Annotated in this window: 17 protein-coding genes; 11 read left to right on the forward strand and 6 right to left on the reverse strand. The window is 42.9% G+C overall.

The features are described from left to right. Positions 1–64: 64 nt before the first annotated feature. From rplY to IM676_RS06740, 3 genes are all read right to left on the reverse strand, one after another. A complete protein-coding gene (gene rplY, locus IM676_RS06730) occupies positions 65–364 on the reverse strand; it encodes a 50S ribosomal protein L25 (RefSeq protein WP_200989495.1) in 300 nt (99 codons plus the stop codon). 91 nt (positions 365–455) lie between these two features. Continuing rightward, complete coding sequence (locus IM676_RS06735; RefSeq protein ID WP_200989496.1) at positions 456–1,787, reverse strand: adenylosuccinate synthase; 1,332 nt, start codon at positions 1,785–1,787, stop codon at positions 456–458. A 513-nt stretch (positions 1,788–2,300) separates the two neighbouring features. Further along, positions 2,301–2,462 carry a hypothetical protein gene (locus IM676_RS06740; protein ID WP_200989497.1) on the reverse strand — a complete coding sequence of 54 codons (162 nt, stop codon included), beginning with the start codon at positions 2,460–2,462 and terminating at the stop codon, positions 2,301–2,303. 590 nt (positions 2,463–3,052) lie between these two features. On the opposite strand from IM676_RS06740, the gene IM676_RS06745 reads away from it, so the two are divergent. Both IM676_RS06745 and IM676_RS06750 read left to right on the forward strand, forming a co-directional pair. Continuing rightward, positions 3,053–3,640, forward strand: a complete 588-nt coding sequence (locus tag IM676_RS06745) for a DUF2628 domain-containing protein (protein ID WP_200989498.1) — start codon at positions 3,053–3,055, stop codon at positions 3,638–3,640. Positions 3,641–4,007: 367 nt separating this feature from the next. Continuing rightward, a complete protein-coding gene (locus IM676_RS06750; RefSeq protein WP_200989499.1) occupies positions 4,008–5,060 on the forward strand; it encodes an adenosine deaminase in 1,053 nt (350 codons plus the stop codon). Positions 5,061–5,156: 96 nt separating this feature from the next. On the opposite strand, the gene IM676_RS06755 is transcribed toward IM676_RS06750, so the two are convergent. Continuing rightward, a complete protein-coding gene (locus IM676_RS06755) occupies positions 5,157–5,492 on the reverse strand; it encodes a rhodanese-like domain-containing protein (protein ID WP_200989500.1) in 336 nt (111 codons plus the stop codon). 205 nt (positions 5,493–5,697) lie between these two features. Between IM676_RS06755 and IM676_RS06760 the strand changes: the two genes are divergently transcribed. From IM676_RS06760 to IM676_RS06770, 3 genes are all read left to right on the forward strand, one after another. Next, a complete protein-coding gene (locus tag IM676_RS06760) occupies positions 5,698–6,066 on the forward strand; it encodes a hypothetical protein (protein ID WP_200989501.1) in 369 nt (122 codons plus the stop codon). 80 nt (positions 6,067–6,146) lie between these two features. Next, positions 6,147–7,808, forward strand: coding sequence for a DNA mismatch repair endonuclease MutL (gene mutL / locus IM676_RS06765; RefSeq protein WP_200989502.1), 1,662 nt, complete (start codon positions 6,147–6,149; stop codon positions 7,806–7,808). A gap of 294 nt (positions 7,809–8,102) precedes the next feature. After that, positions 8,103–9,155 carry an adenosine deaminase gene (locus tag IM676_RS06770; RefSeq protein WP_200989499.1) on the forward strand — a complete coding sequence of 351 codons (1,053 nt, stop codon included), beginning with the start codon at positions 8,103–8,105 and terminating at the stop codon, positions 9,153–9,155. Positions 9,156–9,251: 96 nt separating this feature from the next. Here the strand turns inward: IM676_RS06770 and IM676_RS06775 are convergent, their stop codons facing one another. Further along, positions 9,252–9,587, reverse strand: a complete 336-nt coding sequence (locus tag IM676_RS06775) for a rhodanese-like domain-containing protein (protein WP_200989500.1) — start codon at positions 9,585–9,587, stop codon at positions 9,252–9,254. 205 nt (positions 9,588–9,792) lie between these two features. On the opposite strand from IM676_RS06775, the gene IM676_RS06780 reads away from it, so the two are divergent. Continuing rightward, a complete protein-coding gene (locus tag IM676_RS06780; protein WP_200989501.1) occupies positions 9,793–10,161 on the forward strand; it encodes a hypothetical protein in 369 nt (122 codons plus the stop codon). Positions 10,162–10,241: 80 nt separating this feature from the next. Next, positions 10,242–11,903 (forward strand): DNA mismatch repair endonuclease MutL, encoded by a 1,662-nt coding sequence (gene mutL / locus IM676_RS06785; protein ID WP_200989502.1) that lies wholly within the window; start codon positions 10,242–10,244, stop codon positions 11,901–11,903. A 187-nt stretch (positions 11,904–12,090) separates the two neighbouring features. Here mutL (IM676_RS06785) and IM676_RS06790 read toward each other — a convergent pair whose 3' ends face one another. Beyond that, entirely contained in the window at positions 12,091–12,801 is a 711-nt protein-coding gene (locus IM676_RS06790) for a hypothetical protein (RefSeq protein ID WP_200989503.1), read from the reverse strand. 283 nt (positions 12,802–13,084) lie between these two features. Between IM676_RS06790 and IM676_RS06795 the strand changes: the two genes are divergently transcribed. From IM676_RS06795 to IM676_RS06810, 4 genes are read left to right on the forward strand one after another with little or no spacing between them, the layout of a single operon-like run. Beyond that, a complete protein-coding gene (locus IM676_RS06795) occupies positions 13,085–13,834 on the forward strand; it encodes a hypothetical protein (RefSeq protein ID WP_200989504.1) in 750 nt (249 codons plus the stop codon). A 13-nt stretch (positions 13,835–13,847) separates the two neighbouring features. Continuing rightward, positions 13,848–14,675 (forward strand): TRAFAC clade GTPase domain-containing protein, encoded by an 828-nt coding sequence (locus tag IM676_RS06800; RefSeq protein ID WP_200989505.1) that lies wholly within the window; start codon positions 13,848–13,850, stop codon positions 14,673–14,675. Continuing rightward, positions 14,665–15,567, forward strand: a complete 903-nt coding sequence (locus IM676_RS06805) for a hypothetical protein (protein ID WP_200989506.1) — start codon at positions 14,665–14,667, stop codon at positions 15,565–15,567. The genes IM676_RS06800 and IM676_RS06805 overlap by 11 nt, the downstream gene beginning before the upstream one ends. A gap of 4 nt (positions 15,568–15,571) precedes the next feature. Further along, positions 15,572–17,665, forward strand: coding sequence for a hypothetical protein (locus IM676_RS06810; RefSeq protein ID WP_200989507.1), 2,094 nt, complete (start codon positions 15,572–15,574; stop codon positions 17,663–17,665). The last annotated feature ends 290 nt before the right edge of the window (positions 17,666–17,955 follow it).

Genomic DNA, 17,955 nt, shown 5'->3' on the forward strand with positions numbered 1-17,955 from the left:
GGTTGTACCCTGGTGTCATCAACAATCATGATATTTTGTGTTTTTTATCCCTTACGGGAGGATATTAGCTTTGAGCAGATGCAAAAAAGCTAATATGATAAATAAAACCCTTAGCAGGATGGGATTGGACTTCTCGCAATACAGTTGTACCAGTCCACTCCAGTTCAGGGATATTTAGTTCAATTTCTGTTTGATTCACAGCAGCTTGTTTGAGCAGACGCTCCACAGTTTTAGCTTCCACTACTAAAGAAATTGATTCCGCACCTTTGTGACCGTACAAATTAGCAGGGATCAGACCAGAACGACGTAAAGCATTAGGTTTGCTTCCTTCTGGTCGCTTTTGAGATTCGACTTTAATCGCCATAGAAGTTGTCAGTTATTAGTTATCAGTTGTTGACAATTGCACTTGATCATATAAACAAAGGCCACCCCATCCTCTTACACTCCCTACTTAATTAAGCAGCGGGTGTACCGTCAGCGTACAATAAAGCACGTTTAGGCCCGTGTATGGGATCTTCCACAATAATGGTTTGATCGCGACTAGCTCCTAAGGAGACGATCGCGATGGGAACTTCCATCAATTCCGCCAAGAATTTGAGGTAGTCTAGGGCTTGGGGTGGTAAGTCTTCCAGTGTACGACATTCCTTGGTGGATACTTGCCATCCTGGTAGGGTTTTATAGATGGGGCGACATTGCGCAAATCGACGGGAACTGGTGGGGAAGTTTTCACAGCGATCGCCATCTATTTCATAGGCGACACAGACTTGAATTTCTTCTAGTTCATCCAGAACATCCAGCTTGGTAATCGCCATACAATCCATACCATTAATTCGCACCGCATAGCGACCAATCACCGCATCAAACCACCCACAGCGTCGCTTGCGTCCTGTAGTTGTCCCAAATTCCGCACCGCGATCGCACAATAATTCTCCCACCTCTCCTGTTAATTCTGTGGGAAAAGGCCCTTCTCCTACCCTCGTGGTGTAGGCTTTAGACACACCAATTACCCGATCTATCATTGTCGGTCCTACCCCCGTCCCTACGCAAGCCCCACCTGCTACCGGGTTAGAGGAGGTCACATAGGGATAAGTCCCGTGATCTAAATCTAGCAGGGTTCCTTGTGCCCCTTCAAACAGGATATTGCGGCGACGCAAAATTGAATCATATATTTTTAGGGATGTATCCACCACATAAGGCCGCAAGCGATCGGCATAACCCATATATTCCTCAATTACTGCTTGGGGGTCTAGGGGTGGTAGATTGTAAAGTTTTTCTAAAATAACGTTTTTATAATTAATCGTCCATGCTAATTTCTCCCGTAGGGCTTCCGGGTTAATCAAGTCTAACACCCTAATCCCTGTGCGCTCGGACTTATCCGCATAGGTGGGGCCAATCCCTCTCCCTGTCGTACCGATTTTATAACTTCCTCGCCGCTCCTCTGCTGCCTGGTCAATTAACCGATGATAAGGCATTGTTACATGGGCTGTTTCTGATATTAACAGATTGGCTGTAGAAATATTTAATTTCTCCAGTTTATCCAATTCTGCGATCAACACCTGTGGATCTATCACCGTTCCACACCCAATAATACATTCTGTATTGGGATACAAAATACCAGAGGGGATTAAGTGCAGCTTTAAAGTCTGACCTTCCACCACTATTGTATGTCCAGCGTTCACTCCCCCTTGGTAACGTACTACCACATCTGCGGAGCGGCTGAGTAAGTCTGTGATTTTACCTTTTCCTTCGTCGCCCCATTGGGCACCTATGACAATTACGTTAGCCAAGAGATTATATTATCAGATTATAGTTTGCACAAATTATAATTAATAACACATTGGGTGAATTTTGTCAAGAGTCAATCCTCTGTTACCTTCTAGAAGATATCCCTAAATTTGACATCCAGGGAAAGTATGACAGCTTAGAGGTTGTTTGATAGGTTTTCAACAGGTAATTTTTATCTTAGGGAACAGGGAACAGGGAACAGGGAACAGGGAATGGGGGATAGGGAATAGGGAATGGGGAATGGGGAATGGGGAATGGGGAACGCACAAAAAACAATAAAATCCAGTTCCCTCCCCTTACAAGGGGAGGGTTAGGGTGGGGTAAAACAATAGTTGATACACTAATCATACCTTTTAAAACATCCTCTTAGAGGTTGTTTGATAGGTTTTCAACAGGTAATTTTTATCTTAGGGAACACCGGAACACCGGAACACCGGAATAGGGAATAGGGAATCGGAGGGAAGAAACCCTATGAGACAAGCAATCAAAAACTAGGAGGGAAGCTTAACTTGAGGTTACAGGGCGGGTAACAAAGAGATAACTATAACAGCAATCAAACCAAATAAAGCACCTAAAATGAACCAAACTGTTTGATCTCGCCGTTTGCTTTCGGCAATTTTGGCAGAAAGAAAACCCATTGCAATCGCAATCACTAAAACAATAATTATATTTTCCATTGTTCACACTCCTCACATTTTTATGTTCATTGGTTATAGGTGACCAGACAAACACACCAAACATCAGTAACTAAATAACTTCACGCCCAAGATGCAGTGTTACTCAGTCACATGGTTCAACCACTGGATTTATATTGAAGTTTTTTGTCTAAGATACTTCAAACAGTATCACACTTTCATCAAATAAAAAAATAATATTAGTAATAATCTTTACAAAGCACCAAAGACTTATCCTAAAAGGCTTTTAGCCCTAAGTTAGGAATTTGGTAATATTTGTTGTTAATAGACACATATTAACTAAATCTTTTAAAATACTGATATTGGCTACACACAGTTTCTACTGTCCCCAGAGAGTGGGAATAGTTGCTCATAGTCTAAGCATCCGCTAAATTTGACTGACCTACAGGAATTACCAGGAACAATAACCGCGTATGTATGAGTTGAGGCGGTAAATTTCCATGCTGTATTAATTGGATAAGGGTTCTTCCAGCCATATGTATAATCTAGGAATGAATTACACATAGGTTTAGTGCATAGGTATTAGACAAATAAAAAAAAGGAATTTAACCGCAGTTTGACAATAACACTAAGTGTTAACTGCAACAGATAAATTACCGTCAGCGATCGCATATCAACATCAAATTTTATTTAATTATCAGGAAAATGCCATGAGCTTTGAAAATGTTAGCCCTCAAATGGAAAGAAGATTTCAAATCTTAGATGAAATGGTAGAAAAAGGGTATATAGAACCCGTTAAACCTTTACAATCTTGGTTACCTACACTGTGTTTTTCTCCGCCAAAAACTACTAAATTTCCTGATGCGCCTCTGGAACTCAAGGAAGAATTTGATCGAATGTTTTCTTGGTATGCCTTCTTTTTTGCAATATGTGCCTTTCTTCAAACTAAGTTAGAAATAGATTACTTAAAATTTATAACGATAACTATCGTAATCGCTGCTTTCCTACCAGCATCTATAATTGATTCAATCTTGGGGCTAGCAATCAATATATTTATGGGGAAAGTGTTTATTTTTAGTCGTTATTATCAATACAAAAATTATGGGAGATGTCCTAGTAACAGGAGTATATTTTCCACTATTTGTTTATCGTTGATTTATCTTTTCGGAATGACTCTATTTATAGCTGTTGTTCAGGTGATTCTTTACCCTGTTCCCTAATTCTAATTTCACAGATGGTAATTGTGGTGGTAACCTATGCGATCGCTCTTAGAGGATGTTTGTCAAGTCATGATTAGTGTATCAACTATTGCTTGACCCCACCCTAACCCTCCCCTTGTAAGGGGAGGGGACTGGATTTGATTGTTTTTTATGCGGTCGGTGAGCGAAGTCGAACCGTGTTCACCAATCCCTGTTCCCTGTTCCCTGTTCCCTAAGATAAAAATTACCTGTTGAAAACTTATCAAACATCCTCTTAGCTGACTAATTAGGGCGATCGCCCTCACAGATGGTAATTCTGGGGGGTAGGCTTTCTTTTTTTGGAGCTTTTGTTACAATTAGTAAAATTCATATTTACAAAAAAGCTCTTATGGCCTTATATGCTGAATTACATAGACACCTGGGCGGTTCGGTTGTTCCCCGTGTCTTATGGCGGTACTTTGAGCGCCATGGTCAAGATTCCATTGCTCAGTTTGCTGAGTATGGGGAATTTGAAGAATTTTACACCCGTCCCCGGAACACCTTAGATGAATATCTAGAATTACACACCTTAGTAGAAAGTGTGCAAACAGTAGAAACCTTACCCTACTTTATTTATCGCCTACTGCGGGGGGCTTATGTATTTGAGAATTTAGCTTATTTAGAACTGCGCTATACCCCATATTTACGTACACCAGAACACCTCAGCCAAACCGCCAGAATTGATAAAATGGCGGAAATTGTGGAAGTGGTGGGAAAAGCCAGCCATTTACCAGAATATCCTATTGTCACTAGCCAAATCCTCTGTATGCACACCCGCTTACCCTATGAGGTGAATCAGGCAATTGTTGACCTAGCAGTGCAAAATAAACAATATGTTTGTGCTATCGATGTGGCTGGGGGCGATCGCTACTATCATGAACGCATGGCAGAATGGGTGAGTTTATATGATTATGGGCGATCGCAGGGGTTAAACACCACCGGACACCTTTACGAAACTAGAGACGGTTGTCACCCCGAACTACTACCCTACCTCATGCGCATAGGTCACGGTATCCAAATCCCCCTATTGTTTCCCGAACTATTAAAGGAGATAGCTCAACGGGGACAGTGTTTAGAAGTATGTCCCACAACTTACCTCAAAACTGGGACATTAGAAGATATACGTCAACTCAAATTAGTTTTTGACCGTTGCTTTGCTGCGGGGGTAGATATCGCCATCTGTACAGATAACGCCGGGTTGCATAATATGCGCTTACCCTTTGAGTATGAAAACTTGCTAACATATGATATAATTAACTTTGAGCAGTTGCAAACCTGCCAAAATGCGGCTTTCCGCCATGCTTTTGCTTGGCCCTACAATCACCCGCCCACATTGTTACTGGATAAAGTATTAAAACCCTCTCAAAATAGGGTGGGGTTGACTTCCCCAGCCAAGGTTTAAACTAGTAGAGATGACATGGGAGAAACGAGGAAATACGCAGAGATTTAGACGAATATCAAAACTCCAAATCAATCTCAAATCAATCTCAAATCAATCTTAAGCAGCTATCCCCTCTATAGCGCCTCCTACGGTTATCCAAGCTGATAAACCGCCATGAATATGAATCACATTAGTAAACCCAGCTGCGCGCAGTAATTGTACTGCATAGCCAGCCTGGGTATCTTCATTGCCATAGATATAAATATGGCGATCCTTGTGCAGTGTAGATTTAGCCCGTTCTACTAGTTCATTTAAGGGAATGGGGATTGCACCGGTGATGCGACTTTGATTGTAAGTGTGGCGATCGCGCACATCTATGATAGTAAACCCTGGTTGTCCCCATTCTAAACGAAACTTCAGATCATGAACCTCACTGGATAAGTCACTGTTCATAAGCATTTCTCGCTCTGTTGTCTCACCAGCAATCTACCAAGAATATTCAGAAAACCTGAGTTTCTTTACAATGAATCAAAAATTCTGTAGAACTGTGAAGAAAAATGCCTATTCTATCGAAAATATAGTGGAAGGGTGAGAACCCTTCCGCTTCAGCGAGGGTGAGGTAAATAATCAAAACTTTGTCCCCATCCCTACAGGGAGATTGATTCAAAGATTAAAGGAATTGGCTAATGAATATGGAATTATTGTGACATTAACGGAAGAAGCGTATACATCAAAAGCGTCTTACCTGGATGACGATAGCCTCTACACGCATGGTGAAAAACCCGCAGGATGGAAACCGTCAGGTAAAAGGGTCAAGCGTGGATTATACCAATCTGCTAAAGGATTATTAATCTCCGCAGATGCTCAAGCTGCAGCAAATATTTTAAGAAAAGTAACCACACAGCTAGGTTTATGTTTAGCCGAGGTGGGTAGGGCATCTTTGACTGTGCCACAACGATATGACTTGTTTATTAGGTTAAATAAATCATATCGTAAACGTTGCGTAGCGTGTCTTCAGACCGCGTAGCGACATCAGTTTAGAATCCCTTGTGTTTCAACCAAGGGAGAAGTCAAACAGTGGTCACGTCTTGGTTTAAACTGTAACTTATGGTATCTACTATTCAAACCCTATCAACAGAAATTGTATCTCTAATTACTGCCGGAGAAGTGATCGACTCCCTAGGCGCAGTGGTGCGGGAACTGGTAGAAAATTCCCTAGACGCCGGCGCAACTAGGATTATAATTTGCCTATGGCCGGAGCAGTGGCGGGTACGGGTCGCAGATAACGGTTGCGGAATGGACGCAGATGATTTGCAACAAGCCGCCCTACCACACAGTACCAGTAAAATTCGCTCCCCGGAGGATTTATGGAAAATCAACAGTTTGGGGTTTAGGGGTGAAGCCTTACACAGTTTAACCTCTGTAGCAGATTTAGAAATTTTCAGCCGTCCACCGGGAGCAAATATCGGTTGGCGAGCTATTTATGGTCATGATGGTCAACCTGTAAAATTAGCAGCCACGGCCATCGCCCCTGGTACAGTGGTCACCGTGTCTGAACTGTTTGGTAATTGTGTCTTGCGTCGGGAGAGTTTACCTATACCCGCCCAGCAAACTAGAGCAGTACAACGAGTAATTCAACAAATCGCCCTGTGTCATCCCCATGTAACTTGGCAAGTTTGGCACAATGACCGCCAATGGTTTACTATTTCTCCCGCAGCTACCACAGGGAAACTATTACCGCAAATTCTCCCCCAAGTACAACATAGTGACCTACAAGAGCTAAAAATAGAATTATCTGACTTTGCCAACTCTGCATTAGCTGTAGTAGTAGGTTTACCAGATAGATGTCACCGCCATCGTCCCGATTGGGTGCGGGTGGGAATTAACCGGCGCATGGTTAACTCCCCAGAGTTAGAGCAAAGCATTTTATCCGCATTTCAGAAAACATTACCACGCGATCGCTATCCTGTTTGTCTGTTAAATCTCACCGTTTCCCCAGAACAAATTAACTGGAATCGTCACCCGGCGAAACATGAAATATACTTGCATAATATCCCTTATTGGCAAGAACAAATTACCCAGGGAATTGACCAAGCCCTGCGCATCAGTTCCGCTCAGATGTCAGAGTCTTATCATAATACACGGGTCAGTCAATTACTCAAAGCTGCAGAAGCCAAAGGCGGTTACAACGTTAACGCCCCAACTACCGATAAAGACCATAATACACCGATCCCTTTAAAAGCGATCGCCCAGTTGAATAATACCTATATTGTTGTCGAACATCCCCATGGTATGTGGTTAGTAGAACAACACATCGCCCATGAGCGTGTGTTATATGAGCAAATCTGCGATCGCTGGGAACTAGTACCCATTGAACCCGCCATCATTATGTATCAACTCTCCGCCGCCCAAGTATCACAACTACAAACTATTGGTATAGATATAGAACCCTTTGGCGACCAAATTTGGGCAATTCGCAGCATACCCGCACTGTTACAACACCGAGAAGACCGCACCGAAGCAGTTTTAGAATTAAGTTGGGGGGGTGACCTCAAAACAGCCCAAGTAGCAGTCGCCTGTCGCACTGCTATTCGCAATGGTACACCCATGAGTTTAGAGCAAATGCAAGGATTACTAGACCAATGGCAACAAACCCGTAACCCCCGCACCTGTCCCCACGGTCGCCCAATTTATTTATCTTTAGATGAACCTGCTTTAGCTCGGTTTTTCCGCCGTAGTTGGGTAATTGGTAAAAGTCATGGGATTTAATTAGTGTATCAACTATTGTTTGACCCCACCCTAACCCTCCCCTTGTAAGGGGAGGGAACTGGATTTGATTGTTTTTTATGCGGTCGGTGAGCGAAGTCGAACCGTGTTCACCAATCCCTGTTCCCTGTTCCCTGTTCCCTAAGATAAAAATTACCTGTTGAAAACTTATCAAACATCCTCTTAGCTGACTAATTAGGGCGATCGCCCTCACAGATGGTAATTCTGGGGGGTAGGCTTTCTTTTTTTGGAGCTTTTGTTACAATTAGTAAAATTCATATTTACAAAAAAGCTCTTATGGCCTTATATGCTGAATTACATAGACACCTGGGCGGTTCGGTTGTTCCCCGTGTCTTATGGCGGTACTTTGAGCGCCATGGTCAAGATTCCATTGCTCAGTTTGCTGAGTATGGGGAATTTGAAGAATTTTACACCCGTCCCCGGAACACCTTAGATGAATATCTAGAATTACACACCTTAGTAGAAAGTGTGCAAACAGTAGAAACCTTACCCTACTTTATTTATCGCCTACTGCGGGGGGCTTATGTATTTGAGAATTTAGCTTATTTAGAACTGCGCTATACCCCATATTTACGTACACCAGAACACCTCAGCCAAACCGCCAGAATTGATAAAATGGCGGAAATTGTGGAAGTGGTGGGAAAAGCCAGCCATTTACCAGAATATCCTATTGTCACTAGCCAAATCCTCTGTATGCACACCCGCTTACCCTATGAGGTGAATCAGGCAATTGTTGACCTAGCAGTGCAAAATAAACAATATGTTTGTGCTATCGATGTGGCTGGGGGCGATCGCTACTATCATGAACGCATGGCAGAATGGGTGAGTTTATATGATTATGGGCGATCGCAGGGGTTAAACACCACCGGACACCTTTACGAAACTAGAGACGGTTGTCACCCCGAACTACTACCCTACCTCATGCGCATAGGTCACGGTATCCAAATCCCCCTATTGTTTCCCGAACTATTAAAGGAGATAGCTCAACGGGGACAGTGTTTAGAAGTATGTCCCACAACTTACCTCAAAACTGGGACATTAGAAGATATACGTCAACTCAAATTAGTTTTTGACCGTTGCTTTGCTGCGGGGGTAGATATCGCCATCTGTACAGATAACGCCGGGTTGCATAATATGCGCTTACCCTTTGAGTATGAAAACTTGCTAACATATGATATAATTAACTTTGAGCAGTTGCAAACCTGCCAAAATGCGGCTTTCCGCCATGCTTTTGCTTGGCCCTACAATCACCCGCCCACATTGTTACTGGATAAAGTATTAAAACCCTCTCAAAATAGGGTGGGGTTGACTTCCCCAGCCAAGGTTTAAACTAGTAGAGATGACATGGGAGAAACGAGGAAATACGCAGAGATTTAGACGAATATCAAAACTCCAAATCAATCTCAAATCAATCTCAAATCAATCTTAAGCAGCTATCCCCTCTATAGCGCCTCCTACGGTTATCCAAGCTGATAAACCGCCATGAATATGAATCACATTAGTAAACCCAGCTGCGCGCAGTAATTGTACTGCATAGCCAGCCTGGGTATCTTCATTGCCATAGATATAAATATGGCGATCCTTGTGCAGTGTAGATTTAGCCCGTTCTACTAGTTCATTTAAGGGAATGGGGATTGCACCGGTGATGCGACTTTGATTGTAAGTGTGGCGATCGCGCACATCTATGATAGTAAACCCTGGTTGTCCCCATTCTAAACGAAACTTCAGATCATGAACCTCACTGGATAAGTCACTGTTCATAAGCATTTCTCGCTCTGTTGTCTCACCAGCAATCTACCAAGAATATTCAGAAAACCTGAGTTTCTTTACAATGAATCAAAAATTCTGTAGAACTGTGAAGAAAAATGCCTATTCTATCGAAAATATAGTGGAAGGGTGAGAACCCTTCCGCTTCAGCGAGGGTGAGGTAAATAATCAAAACTTTGTCCCCATCCCTACAGGGAGATTGATTCAAAGATTAAAGGAATTGGCTAATGAATATGGAATTATTGTGACATTAACGGAAGAAGCGTATACATCAAAAGCGTCTTACCTGGATGACGATAGCCTCTACACGCATGGTGAAAAACCCGCAGGATGGAAACCGTCAGGTAAAAGGGTCAAGCGTGGATTATACCAATCTGCTAAAGGATTATTAATCTCCGCAGATGCTCAAGCTGCAGCAAATATTTTAAGAAAAGTAACCACACAGCTAGGTTTATGTTTAGCCGAGGTGGGTAGGGCATCTTTGACTGTGCCACAACGATATGACTTGTTTATTAGGTTAAATAAATCATATCGTAAACGTTGCGTAGCGTGTCTTCAGACCGCGTAGCGACATCAGTTTAGAATCCCTTGTGTTTCAACCAAGGGAGAAGTCAAACAGTGGTCACGTCTTGGTTTAAACTGTAACTTATGGTATCTACTATTCAAACCCTATCAACAGAAATTGTATCTCTAATTACTGCCGGAGAAGTGATCGACTCCCTAGGCGCAGTGGTGCGGGAACTGGTAGAAAATTCCCTAGACGCCGGCGCAACTAGGATTATAATTTGCCTATGGCCGGAGCAGTGGCGGGTACGGGTCGCAGATAACGGTTGCGGAATGGACGCAGATGATTTGCAACAAGCCGCCCTACCACACAGTACCAGTAAAATTCGCTCCCCGGAGGATTTATGGAAAATCAACAGTTTGGGGTTTAGGGGTGAAGCCTTACACAGTTTAACCTCTGTAGCAGATTTAGAAATTTTCAGCCGTCCACCGGGAGCAAATATCGGTTGGCGAGCTATTTATGGTCATGATGGTCAACCTGTAAAATTAGCAGCCACGGCCATCGCCCCTGGTACAGTGGTCACCGTGTCTGAACTGTTTGGTAATTGTGTCTTGCGTCGGGAGAGTTTACCTATACCCGCCCAGCAAACTAGAGCAGTACAACGAGTAATTCAACAAATCGCCCTGTGTCATCCCCATGTAACTTGGCAAGTTTGGCACAATGACCGCCAATGGTTTACTATTTCTCCCGCAGCTACCACAGGGAAACTATTACCGCAAATTCTCCCCCAAGTACAACATAGTGACCTACAAGAGCTAAAAATAGAATTATCTGACTTTGCCAACTCTGCATTAGCTGTAGTAGTAGGTTTACCAGATAGATGTCACCGCCATCGTCCCGATTGGGTGCGGGTGGGAATTAACCGGCGCATGGTTAACTCCCCAGAGTTAGAGCAAAGCATTTTATCCGCATTTCAGAAAACATTACCACGCGATCGCTATCCTGTTTGTCTGTTAAATCTCACCGTTTCCCCAGAACAAATTAACTGGAATCGTCACCCGGCGAAACATGAAATATACTTGCATAATATCCCTTATTGGCAAGAACAAATTACCCAGGGAATTGACCAAGCCCTGCGCATCAGTTCCGCTCAGATGTCAGAGTCTTATCATAATACACGGGTCAGTCAATTACTCAAAGCTGCAGAAGCCAAAGGCGGTTACAACGTTAACGCCCCAACTACCGATAAAGACCATAATACACCGATCCCTTTAAAAGCGATCGCCCAGTTGAATAATACCTATATTGTTGTCGAACATCCCCATGGTATGTGGTTAGTAGAACAACACATCGCCCATGAGCGTGTGTTATATGAGCAAATCTGCGATCGCTGGGAACTAGTACCCATTGAACCCGCCATCATTATGTATCAACTCTCCGCCGCCCAAGTATCACAACTACAAACTATTGGTATAGATATAGAACCCTTTGGCGACCAAATTTGGGCAATTCGCAGCATACCCGCACTGTTACAACACCGAGAAGACCGCACCGAAGCAGTTTTAGAATTAAGTTGGGGGGGTGACCTCAAAACAGCCCAAGTAGCAGTCGCCTGTCGCACTGCTATTCGCAATGGTACACCCATGAGTTTAGAGCAAATGCAAGGATTACTAGACCAATGGCAACAAACCCGTAACCCCCGCACCTGTCCCCACGGTCGCCCAATTTATTTATCTTTAGATGAACCTGCTTTAGCTCGGTTTTTCCGCCGTAGTTGGGTAATTGGTAAAAGTCATGGGATTTAATTAGTGTATCAACTATTGTTTGACCCCACCCTAACCCTCCCCTTGTAAGGGGAGGGAACTGGATTTTATTGTTTTTTGTGCGTTCCCCAATCCTTCCCTGTTCGGTGTTCCCTGTTCGGTGTTCCCTAAGAGGATGTTTTAAAAATTACCTGTTTAATTCTTTCCAAATAACCTCTAAGGGATTTAACTATCTATCAACAAGGTTCTTGATATCTTGGGCGGTTAATTTAGTCTTGGTTCCTCGCAACATCAGTTCACCATTGACCAACTCAATACTGTCTACACTCAACCCCGCCTCCGACACCGCTAAGTTCACTTGCTGGTTAATTGCCGATTTACTTAGCCCTGTTAACCTGGTAATCTCTGCTAAAGATAGGCTCACACTCCCCAGGTTAACTTGAGTATTATCACTGAGGAATATTCGCCCATTTTGGACTGTTGGGCTACCATTCACACTGATATAAATAGGGCGATCGCCCACCATGGGTAATAACTGTAGCACCATGTGCCGCGCCCGGTCTGGTAACTGGGATGGTTGAACTACCATTCCTCCGCTTACCTGTTCTCCTTTAATACTCGCTTTAATACCTTTGGTGGCCTGTAATACTTGCGCAGTTTTCGGGGTTTGGGCTAGTCTTTGAGTCATTAACGCAGTTAATTCTGTTTCATTCAGGGAAATATTCACCTGGTTATTTTCCCCGTGGCTTACCCCCTTCCCTGTGTCCAGTTTCACTTTTAGCAAATTTGGCTCACCCTCCTGGAGACTCACCGACTCACCACTGTTGTGATTGTACCAGTGCGGCAGGTAGGTGATTTTATTCCAAGCGTAGGCCGTCCCTGTAGCAAGTATACCATTGAGGAAGAGAAATACTAAAATTAAATTGTTTTTCTTACCCATAGTTGATTTTTCTGAGCAGTAAATTTTTACATAGCAAGACAGGAGGGTTAGAGGGGATGACAAAACTGCAAAACCACCCCTATTCAGGATTTTACCCGGGAATTTTAATTTTTTATATACGCCCCCTATTCAGCATATAACTTATTTAAAGACTTTGTTTACACAAAATAACTATTTTAAATGATGTATCAAATATCGTTTTACCCCCATCTCCCCCACTCCCCTCGATCGCAACTATCACCAAATAGGATACACTTATTTTTATCAGTATAAGGCCATAAATGTGGGAGTAGTATATATAGGCGATCGCGCTGCGGGGAAGACACATTTAGCTTTGGAGCTATCCAACCCCAAAACTGAATATGTCAAAGTCACCAGTCAGGATTATCAAAGTTTGCAAGGGATTTTAATGGATGAACAAGGAGGAACCAGACCCACAGACCTACAGCAACCCATATACAACCGCCCCCTAGATGTGGAAGTCAGATTACCAACTGGTAGTAAATCAGTCTCAGTAGACTGGATAGATACGCCAGGAGAGGTATGGCGAAAAAGTTGGCAATGTGATAATCAAATGGAATGGCAGAAAATTTTACACACAATGAGTGAAAGTGAGGGAATTTTTCTGATTCTGCCACCACATCGGGGAATGACCTTCAACACGGGGGTAAATGCAGATGAATTTATGACTCAAGAGCAGTGGTGTCATCGCTTTGACCGCTGGGTAGACTTCTTTCGCTATGAATGTCCTAAACTCAGACATTTAGTGATTTGCTTAAATAAAGCCGACTTATTTTGTAATTTGCCACAAGAAGCCAAAAAACTCAGCTATAGCCCTAACGGCACCCAAATGAATTGGCAACAACGCCATATACACGTTGTCCAGCGGTATTTCCGACCTATTCAAAGCCAACTCCAGCAGATTAATCAAAGTCTAGAGCGGGTGTCAGTCCGCTGCTTTATTACCTCCATCCATAATCGGTCAGTCCTAGAACTACCGTGGATTTATATGGGTAGTTTTTTAGCTAAATAGTAGAAGTATCAATATGGGAAACATTCGGGTAATTGGCCCTAAAGGGTCAGGGAAAACTACTTATCTGGCGGCCTTAGCTTACCAACCATTAAGGGCCCTCAAAGAATATCAAAACTTGAAGGTGCAAGCGGTCAATGACGACACCAGAAACTTAGCAGATAAAGCAGAAAATATTATTAGTCAAGGCGCATCCGTTGAGCCTACAAGTTCTGAAGTCACAAATATCTATGATTTACCCTCCTATTCATTCAATATAGAACTTAAACGCCGGTTTCAGAAACAACAAGAACAGATAAATTTAGTCGCTCGGGACTACCCCGGAGAAATTTTTGAGGATTTAGAGTTTGGCTCATCCAACCCTTTACATCAAGAATTTATTGAGGAATGTTTAACCCCGGATGTTAACGGCTGTTTAATCTTACTCACCCATTGGCAATCGGGAACCGATGGCTCTTACAGTCGGATTGTACAACGGTTTATTGAATTAATGGATAAATACGAACGGACTAGTAATTTACGGTTAGCAATAGCCATGAGTAAATGTGAACGGGGGGAACTATGGCCCGGTCGTCTTGACCCCCACACCGATTTATTTAACGTGCATTTACCCAGAACCACACATATATTACAACAGAATATCCCCGCCCAAAATCTCGGCTTTTATGCCATATCTACCTTTGGGGTGTTAGGACGTAAAGACCCCCGACCCAATCGCACCCAAGAATGGGGAACCGACGGTAAACTGGCTGTTTTAAGAGATGCTCAAAAATGGCGACCTTATAACCTAGTGGCCCCTCTCTATTGGTTAAGTACAGGGAGGAAATTAGGGAATGATGCGTAATTGGTTTGCTAAAGCTAACTCAGAACCCCAACAAAGTAACGCCGTGATTCGGGTCATAGGCGATCGCGGTTCCGGTAAAACCGGATATATGGCATCATTAGCAAGATGGCCCAATGCAGACCCCACAAGCCCAGTACAAACGGTGACCGCCATTGGGGAGTCTGGGGAAGAACTGATCAGTCAAGCCCAAAACATTCTCGAACAAGGCTTAGAACTAGAAGCTACCACATTAACAGGTGATGCAGCCCAGCTACCAGACTACACCCTGAGTATTACCCTCAAAAAGCAATTTTCCCGCCGCTACCCCCAGATGAGCGGTTCTAACCTAGTAACTCTCAACATCAGTTGTAAAGACTATGCGGGAGAGTTTTTTAGTGACCTGCTCCAGCGCAGCGGCGACCCCCTACTAGAACAGTATTTAGAAGACTGTTCCCAAGCTACGGGGATTATATTTTTAGTCGATGGTAATAGCCGCGCCAAAGATGGTGAATATGCCAACGGGTTAGATAAATTTTTAACTTCCCTAGACCGCACAGATATCAACATAAGCACCAGGAGCATAGCCCTAGTTTTAAACAAATGTGAACAGTCGGAACTGTGGGTAAACCGCCATAAACCAGGATTTTTAGCCCAAGCCCGGTTTCCCCAAATCTGCCGCAAATTGAAAACCTGGGAACAACTAGGAAGCGGTAAAGTAGACTACTTCACCGCCTCCGCCTTTGGGATGTTGGGGAGTAGATATCCTGAACCTAATGTACAAGTTTTAAAACGTGGTCGGGATGGGGTGACCGCAGTGATTAAAAATCCCAAACTGTGGCGACCCTTTGGTTTAGTGGCTCCCATTTATTGGTTGTGTACAGGTGACAGACATCAAGAATTAGATAAAGGGTGAAATTATGATTCCAATTCACGAATTTAGCACCGGTATTCAAGTAGAAAGAACCCCTAACGGTGGTTGGGTATCCCTAGGGTTTCTGGGTAAATATATCAACGCCACCCTAAACCCCATTCCCTACTCTGTAGAGCGTTCCATTGCTAACCAAGAATTTGCCCTCGCCGAAGGAGCTTCTACGGAGCAACCCGCCATCATTGGGCGAGTAGTGGGGACAGGGGAAGACCCTTGGGCGGTCATAGCTGTAGTTACACGAGCTAGGGATGAAAAAGGGCGCAGTTTATCTGTATATCGTTATTTCTTGACTCCCGGAGCCAATCACCTGCGCTATCTCCTAGCTTGGTGGGAAAGTCAGGGAAAACCCACATTTAACCCCCTTGATAGTAAATATATAGGGCAATATGCATATTTTGACCCAGACTCGGTTCATCCACCTGACCTAGACCCCACGGCTAACTATATAGAACTAGTACCGACAAAGCCCACGTTATTAGAAGCACATCAGTATAATTTAACAACGATCCACACCCTAGCCATTAAGAAACATAATCTGGATAAAACTCAACCCATTTCCTGGGCTTTTAACGTAGAAGCACTGGAAAAACCCCACAGCTTTCAGATTATCCAACCCGCTTCCCCACAAGCTTATGAGAATTTAGAAAGACAGATTAGTAAACTTCCCCGGTCATTACCAACAGTATTTATAGACGAAGCGGCGCTGAAGTCAGCTATTCGCGCTTTAATTAACAGTTCCCAAGTCAAACCCGATGCGGTGCAAGTTATTGTCAAGGAACTTGATAATCAACAAATTACCCCCCAATATTGGGCGGCTTTATTTGATGCTCAGGGCGCAACCGCAGCCATTACTCAAAAAAACTATAGCCTTCCCTTAGTCCGACTGATGACTCTGCGCGCCATAGTCATCCCTGAGACTTTACCAGAGTTTCTCAAATGGTTAAATGTCCAGTCTGGTAAACAACCCAGTGAGGCGGAAAGTACCTCTTTGCAGTTTCAAGTTGCTATCCGTCAGTATTTCCCCACAGAGAAATTAAATACAGGTGTTAAGGACAGGTTAACAGCGGGAATTAAATTACTTATTCCGGAGTTACTCAAAGAGAAAATTTCCCCAGAGTCCATACATTGGTTATTTATTAAAGATAGGGTGTGGGATGTTTGTCGTAGTCAGGTTCTTCATGATGTTGCCGATGATTTAGAATTAATTAGTCAAAAATCAAATTTTGATCAATCAAAATTTGAGGGGTTGAATTTTCCCCAGGAGATGTGGCAAGAGTTAATTAGTTCTTTACATTCTCGTTCAGACTATTACTACAAAGTACCTACTTACAAACCTCTGGCAAAATTATTTGAGTTACTGAAAGAATATGAATTATCTGCCTACTTTTATCAGGTAAGTAATGGTCAAGTTCCTGTTAATGTCTTTTCAGAAGTTAAGAAAGACTATCCCGGAAAAAAACTAAGTTTATTGGGTATAAGAATTTATAAGAAAAAAAATATTCTTGAAAAATCAGTAGATTCAGCAAATGGTTTGATAAGCGATCGTCTTGAATTGGTTATCGGTTTGTGTGCTGTAACCGTGATTATCCTATTGGGTTATACATTATTAATTTATCCAAATTTTACAAGAATCACATCGTCTCGAAGTCAGGATAATAACAACCCACCCGATCAAACGGTTACTACAGAAGTACAAACTACACCGCCCGATAATACAACACCACCAACACCTTTACCAGAACACATTACAATAGCCCTTAAAGATGCCAAATTTAATAGAACAATGACGGCGTTAAATAATCTCATGAGTGAATTAAACATATCTGACGAGGAGGAAAAAAACCGGGTATTACGACAGGCTCTTTTGTTACCCTCTGATTGGAATTTCTCAGATATAGACCCTGAAGGAAATACCACAAAACCAGCAACTAAAATTCAATTAGTCAAAGCTATATATGAGTATCAAGAAAAAAATCAAGGACTAACAGCCGATGGCATTATAGATAATGGGCGCGCAACATATAACCAATTAAAACCAGCAATAGAAAAACAATTAAATACAACAAATCAACCCAACGGCTAATGATTCCAATTCACGAATTTAGCACCGGAATTAAAGTGGAAAAAACCCCTAATGGTGGTTGGGTATCCCTTGTATTCCTTCGACTACACTCAGGGAACTGATCTCGGTGGTTGAGGGAAGTTGAAACCACGATCGCCCCTAAAACCTAGGATTGGGCAAAATTAACCCTAATGCGATCGCCTCACTAATTTAGAAAAGGGCGGGTAAGATGCCCACCCCACAAGATTTATAATCTTAATGTGTGTACTTTATTTACTTTAAAAATGGTGGAAATACAAATACATAATAAC

The sequence above is a fragment of the Anabaenopsis elenkinii CCIBt3563 genome (genome assembly GCF_015245355.1).
Classification (GTDB): Bacteria; Cyanobacteriota; Cyanobacteriia; order Cyanobacteriales; family Nostocaceae; genus Anabaenopsis; species Anabaenopsis elenkinii.